Below are 15,923 nucleotides of genomic sequence, written 5' to 3'. Positions count from 1 at the left end.
GCGTGAATCTCAGGCGGCCGCCAGGCGCGCGCGGATGGCGGCCTCGATGCCGTCGGCGTCGAGGCCGCATTCGGCCAGCAGCTCCGCCGGCTTGCCGTGCTCGACGAAGGCATCGGGCAGGCCCAGGTTGAGCACGCTCGTCCGCCGCCCCTCGGCCGCCAGCAGCTCGTTGACCCCGCTGCCGGCCCCGCCGGCGACCACGTTCTCCTCCAGGGTCACCAGCAAATCATGGTCGTCGGCCGCCGCCAGGACCGCCTCGCGGTCCAGGGGCTTGATCGAGCGCATGTTGAGGTGCGTGGCACCCAGGGCGTCGGCCACCTCCGCCGCCGGGCCATTGAGGCTGCCGAAGGCCAGCAGCGCCACCCGGGCGCCGTCGCCACCGGCCCGCCGGCGCATCTCGGCTCGGCCGATCGCCAGGGGCTCGAGGTGATCGGGGATCGCCACCCCGGGACCGGTGCCGCGCGGGTAGCGCACCGCCGCGGGGCCGGGATGGTGGTAGGCGGCACTGAGCATGGCCCGGCACTCGGCCTCGTCGGCCGGCGCCAGCACCACCATGCCGGGCACACAGCGCAGGAAGGCGAGATCCAGGGCGCCGTGGTGAGTGGGGCCGTCCTCGCCGACCAGCCCCGCGCGGTCGATGGCGAAGGTCACGTCGAGCTCCTGCACGGCCACATCGTGGATCAGCTGGTCGTAGCCGCGCTGCAGGAAGGTGGAGTAGATGGCCACCACCGGCTTCATGGCCTCGCAGGCCATGCCGGCGGCCAGCGTCACGGCATGCTGCTCGGCGATGGCCACGTCGTAGTAGCGCTCGGGATACTCCTGGGAGAAGCGGATCAGGTCCGAGCCCTCGCGCATCGCCGGGGTGATGCCGATCAGCCGCGCATCCGCCGCCGCCATGTCGCACAGCCAGTCGCCGAACACGCTGCAATACTTGCGTTTCTTCTTCGCGGGCGCGGGGTGGGTCGGCGCGAGCGGCGGCGGGGGATCGCCGTTCTTCTCCAGCTTGGTGATCGCATGGTAGCCGATCGGGTCGGCCTCGGCGGGCAGGAAGCCGCGCCCCTTGCGGGTTTTCACGTGGAGGAACTGCGGGCCCTCCATGTCGCACATGTTGCGCAGGGTGTGGACCAGGGCCGGCAGGTCATGGCCGTCGATGGGGCCGATGTAGTTGAAGCCCATCTCCTCGAACAGGGTGGCCGGGCTGACCATGCCCTTCATGTGCTCCTCGGTGCGCCGGGCCAGCTCCAGGGCGCCGGGCAGGTGCGAGAGCACCCGCTTGCCGCCCTCGCGCATGGTGGTGTAGGGCTTGCTGGCGAGGATCCGCGCCAGGTAGCTGGCGATGCCGCCGACGTTCTCGGAGATCGACATCTCGTTGTCGTTGAGCACCACCAGCAGGTTGGCGTCGACATGGCCGGCATGGGCCAGGGCCTCGTAGGCCATGCCGGCGGTCAGGGCGCCGTCGCCGATCACCGCACAGACCCGCCGCGGCTCGCCCTGGGTGCGGGCGGCCAGCGCCATGCCCAGGGCCGCCGAGATGGAGGTACTCGAGTGGCCGACGCCGAAGGTGTCGTACGGCGACTCGGCACGCCGCGGGAAGGCCGCCAAGCCGCCGTACTGGCGGATCCGCGTCATCGCCTCGCGACGTCCGGTGAGGATCTTGTGGGGGTAGGCCTGGTGGCCGACGTCCCACACCAGCCGGTCGTGGGGGGTCTCCAGGGCATGGTGCAAGGCCACCGTGAGCTCCACGACGCCGAGGCCGGCACCGAAGTGCCCGCCCGAGACGCCCACGCTGTAGAGCAGGTAGGCGCGCAGCTCATCGGCCACCTGGGCGAGCTGGGCATCGTCCATGGCGCGCAGGGCGGCCGGCGTCTCCAGGGTGTCGAGCAGCGGCGTCGCCGGACGCTCGACCGGAATGTCATCGAACAGCTTCATGTGGGCTCTGTCTGTCAGGGAAGCCGCGGCGATGCGGACTTCCTCAGTGGTCACGCTCGATCATGTATCGGGCCAGTTCGGCCAGGGGCGCGGCGGACGCGCCGAGGGGCGCGAGCGCCGCCACGCCCTCCTCGACCAGCTCGCGAGCCTTGGCCCGGGCGCCCTCGAGCCCCAGCAGGGTGGGGTAGGTCGGCTTGTCACGGGCGGCATCGGCCCCGGAGGCCTTGCCCAGGGTGGCGGTGTCGCCGGTCACGTCGAGCACGTCGTCGTGCACCTGGAAGGCCAGGCCGATGGCCGCGGCATAGCGTTCCAGGGCCGCCAGCCGCGGGTCGTCCTCGGTCACCGCGACCAGCCCCCCCAGGCGCACCGCGGCGCGGATCAGCGCCCCGGTCTTGTGGCCGTGCATGGTGGCCAGCGCCGCCACGTCGGGGTGTCCCCCCACGGCGGCCAGGTCCAGCACCTGGCCGGCGACCATGCCGTCGCGGCCGGCCGCCCGGGCCAGGGTGCCGACCATCGCCGGCAGCCGGGGATGGCCGGTGCCCGCCAGGACCTCGAAGGCCAGGGCCTGGAGGGCATCGCCGGCCAGGATGGCGGTGGCCTCGTCATAGGCGCGGTGCACCGTGGGCTGGCCGCGGCGCAGGTCGTCATCGTCCATGGCCGGCAGGTCGTCGTGGACCAGCGAGTAGGCATGGATCAGCTCGAGGGCCGCCGCCGGGGCGTCCAGGGCCCCGGCGGCGGCCCGCAGGGCACGGCCGGCGGCATACACCAGCACCGGCCGCAGGCGCTTGCCGCCGACCAGCACGCCGTGGCGCATCGCCGCCTCGAGGCGTGGTGCCGGGGCCTGCCGGGTCTCGAAGAGGGCCGCCAGGCAGGCGTCCACCCGGGCCCGGTCCGCGGCCAGTCGGGCCGCCAGCATATCAGCGTTCACCGTCGTCCTCCGCCGGCGGCGCGAAGGGCTCGAGGTCGACGCCGCCGCCCTCGCCCTCGGTCAGGGTTCGCACCTTGAGCTCGGCCTCGTCGAGACGCCGCTGGGCATCGCGGGTCAGGCGCACACCCTGCTCGAAGGCCTCGAGCGAGCCCTCCAGCGACAGCTCGCCGGATTCCAGTCGCTCGACCAGCGTCTCGAGCCGCTCGACGGTCGCGGCGAAGTCCGCCGGCGCCTCGCCGGCATCGCCCTGGTGCTGCCTGTCCTGTCCCGCCATGGCTCCCCTCGTCGCTCGCTCCCACCATGAGGGCGACAGTATACACGCTCCCCGGGGGGGGTCGTCTGCCCCATCGCCACGGCCGGGGCGGCATCCGCCGGGCCCTGCCATGCAGAGGGCTCATGGCCGCAGCGCAGCATTTTCATCTTGGGCACATCGGGCTGTGGTAGCATATGGGGCCTTGTTTCGAGCCTGGCACCCTGCCGGAACCCTGTCGTTCCCGGGCTTGCGGGCTCACCTTCCTGAACCGATAGCGGCGCGCACCGAAGAAGGGGTTGATTCGACCATGGCCAAAACGTCCCTGGACAAGAGCAAGATCAAGATCCTGCTGCTCGAGGGCGTCCACCAGAGCGCGGTGGACAATTTCCTCAACGCCGGGTACACCAACATCGAGCACCTGCCGACCTCGCTGGACGAGGCCACGCTGATCGACAAGATCCGCGACGTCCACTTCATCGGCATCCGCTCGCGCACCCAGCTCAACGAGCGTGTCTTCGCGGCCGCCGAGAAGCTCGTGGCCGTGGGCTGCTTCTGCATCGGCACCAATCAGGTCGACCTCGACGCCGCGCTGGCTCGCGGCATCCCGGTCTTCAATGCCCCCTACTCCAACACCCGCTCGGTGGCCGAGCTGGTGCTGGCCGAGTCGATCATGCTGCTACGCGGCATCCCCGAGAAGAGCGCCAGCGCCCATCAGGGCGGCTGGCTGAAGTCGGCGAAGAACGCCCACGAGGCGCGCGGCAAGACCCTGGGCATCATCGGCTACGGCAGCATCGGCGCCCAGCTCTCGGTGCTCGCCGAGTCGCTCGGCTTCGACGTCATCTTCTACGACGTGGTCGCCAAGCTGGGCATGGGCAACGCCCGCCAGGTGGCCAGCCTCGAGGAGCTGCTGGCCCGCGCCGACGTGGTCAGCCTGCACGTGCCGGACCTGCCCTCCACCCGCTGGATGATCGGCGAGGAGCAGATCGCGCTGATGAAGCCGGGCGCCATCCTGATCAACGCCTCCCGGGGCAGCGTGGTGGTCATCGAGGCCCTGGCCGAGGCCCTCGAGGCCGGTCGCCTCAACGGCGCCGCGGTCGACGTCTTCCCGGTGGAGCCCAAGGGCAACAACGAGGAGTTCGTCAGCCCCCTGCGCGGCCTGGCCAACGTCATCCTCACCCCGCACATCGGCGGCTCCACCCTCGAGGCCCAGGAGAACATCGGCATCGAGGTCTCCGAGAAGCTGGTGACCTATTCCGACAACGGCACCACCGTCACCTCGGTGAACTTCCCCGAGGTCGCCCTGCCGGCCCACCCCGGCAAGCATCGCCTGCTGCACATCCACGACAATGTCCCGGGCGTGCTGTCCGAGATCAACCGGGTGCTTTCCGAGAACGACATCAACATCCTCGGCCAGTACCTGCAGACCAACGAGCGCATCGGCTACGTGGTCATCGACGTCGACAAGGACTACGGCCCCAAGGCCCTGGATGCGCTGAGCCGGGTCGAGCACACCAAGCGGGTCCGGGTGCTCTACTCCGAAACCAGCTTCGAGGGCTGAGTCCCTCGACCGCCGCACCGACACGCCGCCGCGTCATCGACGCGGCGGTTTTTTTCGTGTTAATGATTAGCTAACGACGTTTTTCTGCCCTTCGACTCATCTTGCTCGAGGACCCCGCCATGCCGACCGGACCGGCGTATCTCATCGTGGTGCTGGTGTGGGCCACCACGCCGCTGGGCATCAAGTGGAGCGCCGAGGCCGGGGCGCCCATCGGCAGCGTGATGCTGCGCATGCTGATCGCGCTGCTCGCCGGGGCGCTGATCCTGGCCGTGCTGAGACGCGGCCTGCGCCGTGACCGCCGGGCGCTGACCAGCTATGCCGCCGCGGTGCCCGGGGTGTTCGGGGCCATGGCACTGAGCTACCACGCCTCCCAGCAACTGCCCTCGGGGCTGCTCTCGGTGATGTTCGGCATGGCCCCCTTGATCTCGGGGCTGATCCTCCAGGCGCTGCCCGGCGCCCGGCAACTGCGCCGCTGGCACTGGTTCGGCTGCGCCCTGGGCGTGGTGGGGCTGGGGGTGGTGTTCCTCGACGGCCTCGACGTGGGCGGCGGCCAGCTCGGCGCCCTGGCCATGATGCTCGCCGCGGTCACCCTGTTCAGCGGCAGCGGCATCGCCGTGCAGCGCGTGGCGGCCGGCCTCGGCCCGCTGGAACAGACCGTCGGGGCCCTGGCGTTGAGCCTGCCCTGCTTCCTCGCCCTGTGGCTGACCAGCGGCGAGCCGCTGCATATCCCGCTCAGCGAGCGGGGCCGCGGGGCGGTCCTCTACCTGGCGGTGTTCGGCTCGCTGATCGGCTTCCTCTGCTATTACCTGATCCTCTCGCGGCTGCATGCCGCCACCGTGGCCCTGGTGACCCTGATCACCCCGATCCTGGCGCTGGGGCTCGGCATGGCGTTGAACCAGGAACGGCCCTCGGCCTCGATGCTGCTCGGTGCCGCCCTGATCCTGGTGGCCCTCGGCGCCTACCTGTTCGGCGATCGGCTGACTCGCCTCAAGGCCGCGGCGCCGGCACGAGAGCAGGATCCCACCGAGCAACGTTGAGCCTTCACCTTGACAGTCGCGCAAAACCCTCTCACTTTGTACACAATCCATATAGAATATTGGATTACACACTACGTACACATAACGTCGAAGGCACCTGAACCAAGGCTCTGGTCCGACGCGAGACTTGGGTAACCCTTTGCCCATGGCAGGGGCCGCCACGCGCGGACACCCGGGAGGACGGCATGACCCCGCAGCAACAGACCCTATGGATCCGACACCCCTGCGCCTGCAGCGATGCCCGCGCCGCCGGCGGCGTGGTGGTCCGCGGCTCGCACATCGTCGAGGCGGTCCCCGCGGGCGCCACGCCCGCCACGCCGGTCGACGCCACCTTCGACGCCTCCCGGCACGTGCTGCTGCCGGGCCTGGTGAACACTCACCACCATTTCTACCAGACGCTGACCCGGGCCTATTCACCGGCGCTGAACCAGGAACTCTTCCCCTGGCTGACGACGCTCTACGAGGTCTGGGCGAACCTCGACGAGGCGCAGCTGGCGGTGGCCAGCGAGCTGGCCATGGTCGAGCTGCTGATGTCGGGCTGCACCACCGTGGCCGACCACCACTACGTGTTCTCCGGGGCACTCGAGCACGCCATCGACGTCCAGGTGGAGACCGCCCGGCGGCTCGGCGTGCGCGCCGCCCTGACGCGGGGCTCGATGAGCGTGGGCCGCGACGACGGCGGCCTGCCGCCACAGTCGGTGGTCCAGGACGAGGCCACCATCCTCGCCGAGAGCGCGCGGCTGATCGACGCCTACCACCAGCGCGGCGACGGCGCCATGACCACCATCGCCCTGGCGCCGTGCTCGCCCTTCTCGGTGAGCCGCGAGCTGATGCAGGACAGCGCCCGCCTGGCCGAGGAGAAGGACGTGCGCCTGCACACCCACCTGGCGGAGACCGAGGACGAGACGGCCTACTGCCAGCGGCTGTTCGGCATGCGCCCGCTGGACTACCTGGAGGCCGTGGGCTGGCTCTCGGCGCGGACCTGGCTGGCCCACGGCATCCACTTCGACGACGCGGAGGTGGCCCGGCTCGGCGCCGCCGGCACCGGCATCGCCCACTGTCCCTCGTCGAACATGGTGCTGGGCTCGGGGCTGTGCCGCACCCTGGAGCTGGAGGCCGCCGGCTGCCCGGTGGGCCTGGCCGTGGACGGCTCCGCCTCCAACGATCACTCCAACCTCGCCGAGGAGATGCGCCAGGCGCTGCTGCTCGGCCGGCTGCGCTACGCGCCGAGCCGGGTGACCCACGACGACGTGATCCGCTGGGCGACCCGGGGCTCCGCGGCCTGCCTCGGCCGCGCCGACATCGGCGGCCTCGCGGCCGGCCAGCAGGCCGATCTGGCCCTGTTCACCCTCGACGAGGCGCGCTTCTCCGGCGCCGAGAACCCCATCGCCGCCCTGCTGCTGTGTGGCGCCCACCGTGCCGACCGGGTCATGGTCGCCGGGCAGTGGCGGGTGACCGAGGGCCAGCCGGTGGGGGTCGACCTCGACGCCCTGCTGGCCCGCCATGACCAGGCCGCCCGGGCGCTGAGGCGCGCTCGCTAGGGCGGCGGGACACCCCCAGGTTTCCAACAACGACAACAGGAGAAACCACCCATGTCGACGACCGACACCGCCACCGAGCCCACCTCGCCGAAGGTGCGCTCCACCCATGACGTCAATGCCATGCCGCCGCTCGGCCGGGCCATCCCGCTGGGGCTGCAGCATGTCCTGGCGATGTTCGTGGGCAACGTCACCGTGCCCATCATCATCGCCGGGGCCGCCGACCTGCCGGCGGACCAGACGGCCTTCATGATCCAGGCCGCCATGTTCGTGGCCGGGGTCGCCACCCTGGTGCAGTCCCTCGGCCTGGGGCCGATCGGCGCCCGCCTGCCCATCGTCATGGGCACCAGCTTCGGCTTCGTGCCGGTGCTGATTCCCATCGCCGTGGGCATGGGACTGCCCGCCGCCCTGGGCGCGGCGCTGTGCGGCGGGATCGCCATGGCCCTGGTGGGGCTCTTCCTGCCCTGGGTGCGCTTCCTCTTCCCGCCGGTGGTCACCGGCACCTTCGTGATCATGCTCGGCACCCTGCTGATGCCGGTGGGCTTCGCCTACGCCGGCGGCGGCTTCGGCGCCGAGGACTTCGGTGCTCTGCACAACCTGGTGCTGGCCGGGCTGGTGCTGCTGGTCACCCTGGGCCTGCACCAGTTCGGCCGCGGCATCTGGTCGGAGACCGCCCCGCTGGTCGGCCTCATCGTGGGCTATGGCAGCGCGGTGGCCTTCGGGCTGGTGAGCTTCGGCGAGATCGCCGCCGCCGACTGGATCTCGCTGCCCATGCCACTGACCATCGGCCTGGAGTTCCACCTGGCCGCCATCCTGCCGGTGGTGCTGCTGGCGGTGGTGACCTGCGCCGAGTCGATCGGTGACATCGTCGGTACCACGGCCGGCGGCCTGGACCGCGAGCCCACCGAGAAGGAACTCTCCGGCGGGGTGATGGCCGACGGCCTGGCCAGCGTCTTCGCCGCCATCTTCAACGCCTTTCCGCAGATCAGCTTCAGCCAGAACGTCGGCATGGTGGCCCTGACCGGCGTGGTCAGCCGCTTCGTGGTGGCCATCGGCGGCGTCTTCCTGCTGCTGGCCGGCCTGCTGCCCAAGCTCGGCGCACTGGTCTCGAGCATCCCCAACGCGGTGTTGGGCGGGGCGGTGCTGATCATGTTCGGCATGATCGCCAGCGCCGGCATCAAGATGCTGTCCCATATCGACTTCAACAAGCGCAACATGGTGATCATCGGCGTCTCGCTGTCGGCGGCGGTGGGCCTGCCGGCCCAGGAAGGCCTCTACGCCGGGCTCGCCGAGAACGTCCAGGCGATCATCGAGTCCGGCCTGATCCCCGGGGCGCTGTGCGCCATCCTCCTCAACCTGGTGCTGCCCAAGCACGACCGCACCTTCCGCGACGACGTCTGAGGCGTCTCACTCACTCGCCGACCGCCCCGCCCGGGGCGGTCATAACCAGGTGGCCAGGGTCTCGATCACCACGCGCTCCTGGCCCCTCGGCAAAGCCGCCGCCACCTGTCGAAGGTCAGGCAGGGGGCGCAGATGCCGAACAGCCACCACGTCTCCCACCCGGACATCCGCCACTACCCCCGGCAGGGCCGCGACAAGGCCCGCCACGCCTGCTATGGAAACCATTTCCGAAGGCAAGACAGCTCGCCCGTGACAGGGTATGCTGGGGGTCTGGGAGACATCGACGCGGGAGAGCAGGCAGTGAGTGAAGTCAAGCGCAGAACGGCGGGACGCCCGGCATCGGGAAAGAGCAGCGGTGGCCACAGCCAGTCCCTGGTGCGCGGCCTCAACCTGCTGGAACGCCTGGCGGGCAGTCCCGGCGGCCTGGCCCTGTCCGAGATCGCCGAGCAGTCCGAGCTCGCTCCCTCGACCACCCACCGCCTGCTCCAGGCCCTGCAGAGCCAGGGCTATGTCACCCAGGACAACGAGCTCGGCGTGTGGAAGATCGACGTCAAGACCTTCCGCATCGGCAACAGCTTCCTCGAGGCCCGCGACTTCGTCGGCACCAGCCGTCCCTTCCTGCGCCGGCTCACCGCGCTGACCGGGGAGACCGCCAACCTGGGCGTGCGCGACGGCAGCACCGCGGTCTTCCTGGCCCAGAGCGAGTCGCCGCAGATGATGCGCATGATCACCCGGCTGGGCTCCCGGGCGCCGCTGCATGCCTCCGGCGTGGGCAAGGCCCTGATGGCCTGGCTGCCCGATGACGAGCTGGCCCGGGTGCTCGAGGAGCGCGGCCTGGCCCGGGTCACCACCAACACCATCCACGATCCCGCGACCCTGGACGCGAGCCTGGCCGAGATTCGCCGCCAGGGCTACGCCTGCGACCGCGAGGAACACGCCATCGGCCTGCACTGCGTGGCGGCCTGCATCCACGACGAGCATGGCGTCCCGCTGGCGGCGATCTCCGTCTCCGGCCCGGTGGCGCGGATCCCCGAGACACGCCTGATCGAACTCGGCGAGCTGGTTCGCGAGGCCGCCGCCGAGATCACCGCCCGGCTCGGCGGCCGCATTCCCCAGGCGGACGAACTGCCGGCCTGAGCCCGCTGGCCACCGACAGGGACCTGCCGGCCATGGCCGAGGCCCTGGTGGGATGGTGCCATGATGGCACCTCGCACAGCATGGCCTCGATGCGCCTCACCGCAGCCGCTTGAGCAGTTCCCGGATCAGCTCGCGGTGTTCGCCGTGCAGGCGATAGGCCACATAGGCCTTGAGTTCGATCATCGGTGCCTCTTCGACGACGAACAGCCGCTGCCGGCGACACCAGGGCGCCACGATGTCCCGCGGCAGGTAGGCGGCGCCGCCGCACTCCAGCAGCAGGTTCAGGGCGATGCGCCCGCTGTTCACCCGCCCCCGGGCGAGCAGCCGCTGCGGGAAATGGCTCTCGTGGACGCTGGCGAAGGCCGTCCCCCACTCCACCCGGATGTAGCCGTCGCCGACCGCCCGTTCGGCGTCGATGTCGGGGTGAGTCGAGACCATCACCAGGGGGATGGTCGCCACCTCCTCGACGCCCACCCCGCGCATCCGCGGCGTGTCGTAGAGGAAGCCCACATCGATCATGCTCTGCTCCAGCTTCTCGACGACCCGCAGCGGCGTGCTCTCCTCGGCGCGCACGCCCAGCGTCGGGTAGGCGCGGTAGATGCTCGTGAGCCAGTCCTGCAGGAAGATGTCCCAGAGGCTGGCGACCCCGGCCACCACCAGGCGCCGCTGGTGCCGTTCGCTGAGTGCCGTGTCCTCGTAGGCCCGCTCCCAGGCGCCGAGGATGAAGCGCGCATGGCGCTCCATGCGCTCGCCGGCCGGGGTCAGGCCGATCCGGTGATGGCCGCGGGTGAACAGCGCCAAGCCGAGGTGCGCTTCCAACTGACGGATGCGCGCGCTGACGGTCGACGGCGAGACGCTGAGGCTCTCCGCCGCCTTGCCGAAGTTGCGCAGCCGGCCGACCTCGAGGAAGGTTTCCAGCAGTTGGGTATCCATGGCAGCCACCTTCGATTTTTCTGTTCATGAAGGCCAAAAAATTTTGTTTTTCAGCATGCCAGCTTTTCCTTAGGCTGTGTCCGAAAAGTCGGCGAGCGAAGGCTAGACAAGGCAAAAATCAGAGAAGAAGCGGAGTTTACAGACCGTAAATGAGCATTCTGAGCTGATTTTTAACGCCGTATAGCCGAGCGCAGGCACTTTACAGACATGGCCTAGCCTGACTTCCCCACGCTCACCCCGAGGTTGTCATTCATGGCGTCCAGACTCTCGCGTAGCCTGCCCTTCCTGAGCTGGGGCCGTACCCTCGACCGCCGGATGCTCGGCGCCGACCTGATGGCCGGCCTCACCGGCGCCATCCTGGTGCTGCCCCAGGGGGTCGCCTATGCCTTCATCGCCGGCCTGCCGCCGGAGATCGGCCTCTACTCCGCCATCGTCGCCGCCAGCGTGGCCGCGCTGTTCGGCAGCTCCTGGCACATGATCTCCGGCCCCACCGCCGCGCTGTCGATCGTGCTGGCCAGCGTGATCGGCAGCCTGGGTACCTTGACGCCCTCGGAATACCTCGCCGCCGCCCTGACCGTCACCCTGCTGGTCGGCGTCATCCAGCTGGCGATGGGACTGCTGCGGCTGGGCAGCCTGGTGAGCTTCATCTCCCACACGGTGGTGATCGGCTTCACGACGGGGGCGGCGATCCTGATCGCCACCAGCCAGCTGAAGCACCTGCTCGGCGTCTCCATCGACGGCCAGGGCTTCCTGATGGAGCTGGCGGCCCTGGCGCAGACGCTGCCCGAGACCAATCCCTACGCCCTGGCCATCGGCCTGATCTCGCTCGTGACCTCGGTGGTGACAAGACGGATCCACCGCCGCTCGCCGCACCTGCTACTGGGCCTGGCCGCCGGCAGCCTGGCCTGCTGGCTGCTGGACGGCGAGGCCCACGGGGTCGCCCTGGTCGGCGCCCTGCCCGGCACCCTGCCGCCGCTGTCGCTGCCCGAGCTGTCGCCGGACAGCTTGCGTACCCTGACCTCCGGCGCCTTCGCCATCGCCCTGCTGGGACTGATCGAGGCCGTCTCGATCGCCCGCGCCATCGCCCTGCGCTCGTGCCAGGTGATCGACGGCAACCAGGAGTTCATCGGCCAGGGGCTGTCCAACATCGTCGGCGGTTTCTTCTCCTGCTACGCCAGCTCCGGCTCCTTCACCCGTTCCGGTGCCAACTACGACGCCGGCGCCCGCACCCCGCTGGCCGCGGTGTTCGCCGCCGCCCTGCTGGCGCTGATCCTGGTGCTGGCCCCGGGCATCACCGCCTACCTGCCGCTGCCCGCCATGGCCGGTGGCATCCTGCTGATCGCCTGGAACCTGATCGACGGTCACCATATCGCCCACCTGGTGCGCGCCAGCCGCCACGAGGCGATGATCCTGGCGGCGACCGTCGCCGCCACCCTGCTGGTCGCGCTGGAGTTCGCCATCTACATCGGCGTGCTGCTGTCGCTGGTGCTCTACCTCAAGCGCACCTCGCGCCCCACCGTCATGGAGGTGGCGCCCCGCCAGGACCACCCGCGCCGCCACATCCGCAACGTCGCGCGCTACGACCTCGCTCAGTGTCCCCAGCTGCAGATCCTGCGCATCGACGGTTCGCTGTTCTTCGGCGCCACCGACCACGTGCAGCGCCGCCTGCGGGCGCTCAGTGCCGCACCGGGCACCCGGGTGCTGATCATCGGCAAGGGCATCAACTTCATCGATACCGCCGGCACCGAGATGCTGCTCCAGGAGGCCCAACGCCTGCGCGACCAGGGCGGCGAGCTGATGCTCAGTTCGCTCAAGGGCACGGTGCTGGACGAGCTGCGCCGCCGCGGCGACCTGGCCCGCCTCGGCGAGGAGCGCATCTTCGAGACCCCCGAGGCGGCGATCGGCGCCACCGCCCCGGTGCTGGACCCGGCGGTCTGCCGGCGCTGCCACAAGCGGGTCTTCACCGAGTGCGGCCCGATGCCTCCGGAGGAAGACATCCTGGCGCGACAGGGGTAAGCCACGGGGCCTGCCCGGGCGAGGCAAGCCCACGAGGGGCGCCGGCGACGACTCGAGGTGGGGACACCCGCGCGAGAGGCTGAAGCCGGCGGCCACGGGAGGTACACTAGCGGCCGTCCCCACCGCCAGCCGAGGCCCGCGCATGAGTTCCCACCTGCTCTCCGTCGATTCCCTGTCACGCGACGATGTCGATCACCTGATGCGCGTGGCGGCACGCATGGAACCGATCGCTCAACGCCGCAAGGTCACCCGGGTGCTGGAGGGGGCGGTGCTCGGCAACCTCTTCTTCGAGGCCAGCACCCGCACCCGGGTCAGCTTCCACGCGGCCTTCTGCCGGCTGGGCGGCAGCGTCTGCGACACCACCGGCTTCACCTTCTCGTCCATGGCCAAGGGCGAGTCGCTCTACGACACCAGCCGGGTGATGAGCGGCTACTGCGACGCCATCGTGATGCGCCACCCCGAGCAGGGCTCGGTGGCCGAGTTCGCCAAGGCCACCAAGGTGCCGGTGATCAACGGCGGCGACGGTCCCGGCGAGCACCCCAGCCAGGCGCTGCTCGACCTCTACACCATCGACAAGGAGTTCGCGCGGCGCGGCAAGACGCTGGCCGGGGCCCATGTCCTGCTCACCGGTGACCTCAAGTACGGGCGCACCGTGCACTCGCTGATCAAGCTGCTGTCGCTCTATGCGCCGATGGGCCTCACCCTGGTCTCGCCGCCGGGCCTGGAGATGCCGCGCCACCTGATCGACCTGGTCGCCTCCCGTGGCCATCGCGTCGAGACCCGCGAGAGCCTGGCCAGCGACTTCGCCGATGTCGACGTGGTCTACACCACCCGCATCCAGAAGGAGCGCTTCACCGCCGAGATGAGCGAGGGCTTCAGCCTGTCGCGGGACTACACCGTGGACAAGGCCTTCCTCGACGGCCGCTGCAACGACCACACCATCGTCATGCACCCCCTGCCCCGCGACAGCCGGCCCGAGGCCAACGACCTTGACGTCGACCTCAACGGCGACCCGCGCCTGGCGATCTTCCGCCAGACCGACAACGGCATCCCGGTGCGCATGGCGATCTTCGCCACCCTGCTGCAGGTCGAGGATCTGGTGGAGCAGGACCTGCGCGACGTGCGCTGGTTCGTGCCGGCGACCGTCGGCGTGGACGACGCCCGCGACTGAGCGTGAGCGGCCCAGCAGGGTCAGCCTGAAGGCGAGCCAGACAGGAACCGGGCCGGCGAATGCCGGCCCGATGTCGTTCAGGGACGGGGCGGCAGCCCCTCGGCCCGGGCCAGCCAGGCCTCGAGGATCAGCACCGCGGCCAGGCCGTCGACGCTCTCGTCGCGGTAGTTGCCGCGGTGGCCGGCCTCCCGGGCAATGCTCTTGGCCTCGCGGGTGGACCCCCGCTCATCGGCCATCTCGCAGGGGATGCCGTAGCGGCCGCACAGCCGCTTGCCGAACTTGCGCGCCCGGGTGCTCATCACGCTCTCGCTGCCGTCCATGTTGACCGGCAGGCCGACCACGAACAGGTCCGGTCGCCACTCGTCCACCAGCCGCGCCACCCGGGCCCAGTCGGGGATGCCATCGCGGGCCGGCAGGGGCTCCAGGGCGCGGGCGCTGCGGGTCAGCTCGTTGCCCACCGCCACGCCGATGCGCCGGGTGCCGAAATCGAAGCTCAGGATCAGGCGCTGACCCGGTTCAGCCATTAACTATGTCCTGCCTCGCGGGTCATCAGGTTCAGGTCGATGCCCAGCAGGTTGGCGCTGGCGCCCAGGCGCTGCTCCGGCGGCACGTCGAAGAGGATGTCGGGACGTCCCTCCACGGTCAGCCAGGCGTTGTCCTTGAGCTCGGCCTCGAGCTGGCCGGACTCCCAGCCGGCGCAGCCGAGACAGACCAGGAACCGCTCGGGGCCGCGCCCGGCGGCCAGCGCCTGGAGGATATCCAGGGAGGTGGTCAAGGCGATGTCGTCGGCCACCTGGAGGCTGGAGTCCCAGGCCTCGCTGTCGCCGCGGTGGAGGATGAAGCCGCGATCCTTGTGCACCGGGCCGCCATAGTAGACCGGGGCATTGAGGTGGGGGCTCTGGCCGGCCTCCAGCTCGAGCTGCTCGAACAGGGCGTCCAGGGTCAGCTCCAGGGGCCGATTGACGATCACACCCATGGTGCCGTTGTCGTCGTGGTCGCAGAGATAGCTGAGGGTGCCGGCGAAATTGGGGTCTTCCAGGTGCGGCATCGCCATCAGGAAGTGGTTTTTCAAGCTTTGCATGGGACTCCCCGGCGGGGTTAGTGCACGCCGTAGTGGTTGCCTTCGCCGAACCGCCAGATACGGGTGATGGACAGGCTGTCCAGGTCGCCCATGCCCGCATCGAAGGGACGATAGGGCGCGGCGCCATGGACGGTGTCCAGCGCCGCCTGGTCGAGCTCGGCATGTCCCGAGGATTGTATCACCTCTGCCCGGCGAACCTGACCGTCACGACCGATCACCACGCGAATCCGCAGCTGGCCGTCGAGCTCGCGGGGGGCGGGGTGCACGCGGTTGCCGTAGTCCTCCACCCGTCGGGTCCAGTCATCGATGTAGCGGGCCTCGGCGGCCTGCTGGGCGGCCGGTCGCGGCCGCCCGGCGGCGTCCCCGGCATGGTCGGCGGACAGGCCCTGCTCGCGGATGCTGGAGGTCGCCTGGGCCAGCAGGTCGCGGCCCGAGGCGGAGGGCGCCGTGGTCGACGGCGTGGCGGGGGCCTCGGCGGGCCGGGGCGCGCTCTCCCGCGGGTCGGGGGTGACCCGGTCCTCGCTGGGCCGCTCGGCGGCGGGAGGCGCGGTCTCCTCGGGGGTCGCCTCGTTGACCTGGCGGGTCGGGGTCTCGGCCTCGGCCGGGGTGGCGGGATCCACGGCCCGTTCCGCCGCCTGGTGGTCGGGAAGGGTCTCCATCGGCGCGGCCCGGGCCTCGGCCGGGGGCGACTCGGCGACCTCGCCGGCGGCCCGCTGGGCGGCCTCGGCCAGCGCCTCGGCCGTCACCGGGGCCTCGGTGGCACGGCTCACCAGCACCACGTCGAGGCTGGTGCGCTCCGGCGGCGACGGCGCGAACTGGCGGCTCGCCACCACGCCGATGATCGCCAGGTGCAGCAGCAGCGACACCGATACCGCCAGCCAGCGCCGGTGGGGGCGAGTGACCGGCGCGTAGCGGATGGGGTCGCTGACGGGCGCTGCCAT

Annotated in this window: 14 protein-coding genes; 7 read left to right on the top strand and 7 right to left on the bottom strand. The window is 70.5% G+C overall.

Annotated elements, in window-relative coordinates; genetic code table 11:
- Positions 1–9 precede the first annotated feature (9 nt).
- From dxs to OCT48_RS00230, 3 genes are read right to left on the bottom strand one after another with little or no spacing between them, the layout of a single operon-like run.
- Positions 10–1,929: a 1-deoxy-D-xylulose-5-phosphate synthase gene (gene dxs, locus OCT48_RS00240; protein ID WP_263590811.1), complete on the bottom strand. Its 1,920-nt coding sequence runs from the start codon at positions 1,927–1,929 to the stop codon at positions 10–12.
- A 43-nt stretch (positions 1,930–1,972) separates the two neighbouring features.
- Positions 1,973–2,845: a farnesyl diphosphate synthase gene (locus OCT48_RS00235; RefSeq protein ID WP_263592548.1), complete on the bottom strand. Its 873-nt coding sequence runs from the start codon at positions 2,843–2,845 to the stop codon at positions 1,973–1,975.
- Position 2,846: 1 nt separating this feature from the next.
- Positions 2,847–3,131, bottom strand: coding sequence for an exodeoxyribonuclease VII small subunit (locus tag OCT48_RS00230; RefSeq protein ID WP_183383054.1), 285 nt, complete (start codon positions 3,129–3,131; stop codon positions 2,847–2,849).
- Positions 3,132–3,417: 286 nt separating this feature from the next.
- Here OCT48_RS00230 and serA point away from each other — a divergent pair, with 286 nt between their 5' ends.
- From serA to OCT48_RS00205, 5 genes are all read left to right on the top strand, one after another.
- Positions 3,418–4,668 carry a phosphoglycerate dehydrogenase gene (gene serA / locus OCT48_RS00225; RefSeq protein ID WP_263590810.1) on the top strand — a complete coding sequence of 417 codons (1,251 nt, stop codon included), beginning with the start codon at positions 3,418–3,420 and terminating at the stop codon, positions 4,666–4,668.
- Between the two features lie 119 nt (positions 4,669–4,787).
- Positions 4,788–5,705, top strand: coding sequence for a DMT family transporter (locus tag OCT48_RS00220; protein ID WP_263590809.1), 918 nt, complete (start codon positions 4,788–4,790; stop codon positions 5,703–5,705).
- Between the two features lie 185 nt (positions 5,706–5,890).
- On the top strand, positions 5,891–7,246 hold the full coding sequence (locus tag OCT48_RS00215; RefSeq protein WP_263590808.1) for an 8-oxoguanine deaminase: 1,356 nt from the start codon (positions 5,891–5,893) through the stop codon (positions 7,244–7,246).
- A 51-nt stretch (positions 7,247–7,297) separates the two neighbouring features.
- Positions 7,298–8,644 carry a uracil-xanthine permease family protein gene (locus tag OCT48_RS00210; RefSeq protein ID WP_263590807.1) on the top strand — a complete coding sequence of 449 codons (1,347 nt, stop codon included), beginning with the start codon at positions 7,298–7,300 and terminating at the stop codon, positions 8,642–8,644.
- Positions 8,645–8,944: 300 nt separating this feature from the next.
- A complete protein-coding gene (locus tag OCT48_RS00205) occupies positions 8,945–9,781 on the top strand; it encodes an IclR family transcriptional regulator (protein WP_263590806.1) in 837 nt (278 codons plus the stop codon).
- A 96-nt stretch (positions 9,782–9,877) separates the two neighbouring features.
- On the opposite strand, the gene OCT48_RS00200 is transcribed toward OCT48_RS00205, so the two are convergent.
- Positions 9,878–10,714 carry a LysR family transcriptional regulator gene (locus OCT48_RS00200; protein WP_263590805.1) on the bottom strand — a complete coding sequence of 279 codons (837 nt, stop codon included), beginning with the start codon at positions 10,712–10,714 and terminating at the stop codon, positions 9,878–9,880.
- Positions 10,715–10,966: 252 nt separating this feature from the next.
- On the opposite strand from OCT48_RS00200, the gene OCT48_RS00195 reads away from it, so the two are divergent.
- Complete coding sequence (locus OCT48_RS00195) at positions 10,967–12,730, top strand: SulP family inorganic anion transporter (RefSeq protein WP_263590804.1); 1,764 nt, start codon at positions 10,967–10,969, stop codon at positions 12,728–12,730.
- Positions 12,731–12,872: 142 nt separating this feature from the next.
- Complete coding sequence (locus OCT48_RS00190) at positions 12,873–13,901, top strand: aspartate carbamoyltransferase (RefSeq protein WP_263590803.1); 1,029 nt, start codon at positions 12,873–12,875, stop codon at positions 13,899–13,901.
- 77 nt (positions 13,902–13,978) lie between these two features.
- Here OCT48_RS00190 and ruvX read toward each other — a convergent pair whose 3' ends face one another.
- From ruvX to OCT48_RS00175, 3 genes are read right to left on the bottom strand one after another with little or no spacing between them, the layout of a single operon-like run.
- Entirely contained in the window at positions 13,979–14,425 is a 447-nt protein-coding gene (gene ruvX / locus OCT48_RS00185; protein WP_263590802.1) for a Holliday junction resolvase RuvX, read from the bottom strand.
- A complete protein-coding gene (locus OCT48_RS00180) occupies positions 14,425–14,982 on the bottom strand; it encodes a YqgE/AlgH family protein (protein WP_263590801.1) in 558 nt (185 codons plus the stop codon). Before OCT48_RS00180 ends, ruvX begins: the two co-directional genes overlap by 1 nt.
- A gap of 17 nt (positions 14,983–14,999) precedes the next feature.
- On the bottom strand, positions 15,000–15,923 hold the full coding sequence (locus OCT48_RS00175) for a TonB family protein (protein ID WP_263590800.1): 924 nt from the start codon (positions 15,921–15,923) through the stop codon (positions 15,000–15,002).

Origin of the sequence: Halomonas sp. M4R1S46, assembly GCF_025725685.1 — a bacterium.
In the GTDB taxonomy this organism is placed as follows: Bacteria; Pseudomonadota; Gammaproteobacteria; order Pseudomonadales; family Halomonadaceae; genus Halomonas.
The sequence above is the reverse complement of the archived record's forward strand: the minus strand, read 5'-3'. Positions and strand labels throughout refer to the sequence as shown.

Excerpts from the sequence above, each read along its gene's own strand:
- dxs (WP_263590811.1), bottom strand. The coding sequence starts at position 1,929 with ATGAAGCTGTTCGATGACATTCCGGTCGAGCGTCCGGCGACGCCGCTG.
- OCT48_RS00235 (WP_263592548.1), bottom strand. The coding sequence starts at position 2,845 with ATGCTGGCGGCCCGACTGGCCGCGGACCGGGCCCGGGTGGACGCCTGC.
- OCT48_RS00230 (WP_183383054.1), bottom strand. The coding sequence starts at position 3,131 with ATGGCGGGACAGGACAGGCAGCACCAGGGCGATGCCGGCGAGGCGCCG.
- serA (WP_263590810.1), top strand. The coding sequence starts at position 3,418 with ATGGCCAAAACGTCCCTGGACAAGAGCAAGATCAAGATCCTGCTGCTC.
- OCT48_RS00220 (WP_263590809.1), top strand. The coding sequence starts at position 4,788 with ATGCCGACCGGACCGGCGTATCTCATCGTGGTGCTGGTGTGGGCCACC.
- OCT48_RS00215 (WP_263590808.1), top strand. The coding sequence starts at position 5,891 with ATGACCCCGCAGCAACAGACCCTATGGATCCGACACCCCTGCGCCTGC.
- OCT48_RS00210 (WP_263590807.1), top strand. The coding sequence starts at position 7,298 with ATGTCGACGACCGACACCGCCACCGAGCCCACCTCGCCGAAGGTGCGC.
- OCT48_RS00200 (WP_263590805.1), bottom strand. The coding sequence starts at position 10,714 with ATGGATACCCAACTGCTGGAAACCTTCCTCGAGGTCGGCCGGCTGCGC.
- OCT48_RS00195 (WP_263590804.1), top strand. The coding sequence starts at position 10,967 with ATGGCGTCCAGACTCTCGCGTAGCCTGCCCTTCCTGAGCTGGGGCCGT.
- OCT48_RS00190 (WP_263590803.1), top strand. The coding sequence starts at position 12,873 with ATGAGTTCCCACCTGCTCTCCGTCGATTCCCTGTCACGCGACGATGTC.
- ruvX (WP_263590802.1), bottom strand. The coding sequence starts at position 14,425 with ATGGCTGAACCGGGTCAGCGCCTGATCCTGAGCTTCGATTTCGGCACC.
- OCT48_RS00180 (WP_263590801.1), bottom strand. The coding sequence starts at position 14,982 with ATGCAAAGCTTGAAAAACCACTTCCTGATGGCGATGCCGCACCTGGAA.
- OCT48_RS00175 (WP_263590800.1), bottom strand. The coding sequence starts at position 15,923 with ATGGCAGCGCCCGTCAGCGACCCCATCCGCTACGCGCCGGTCACTCGC.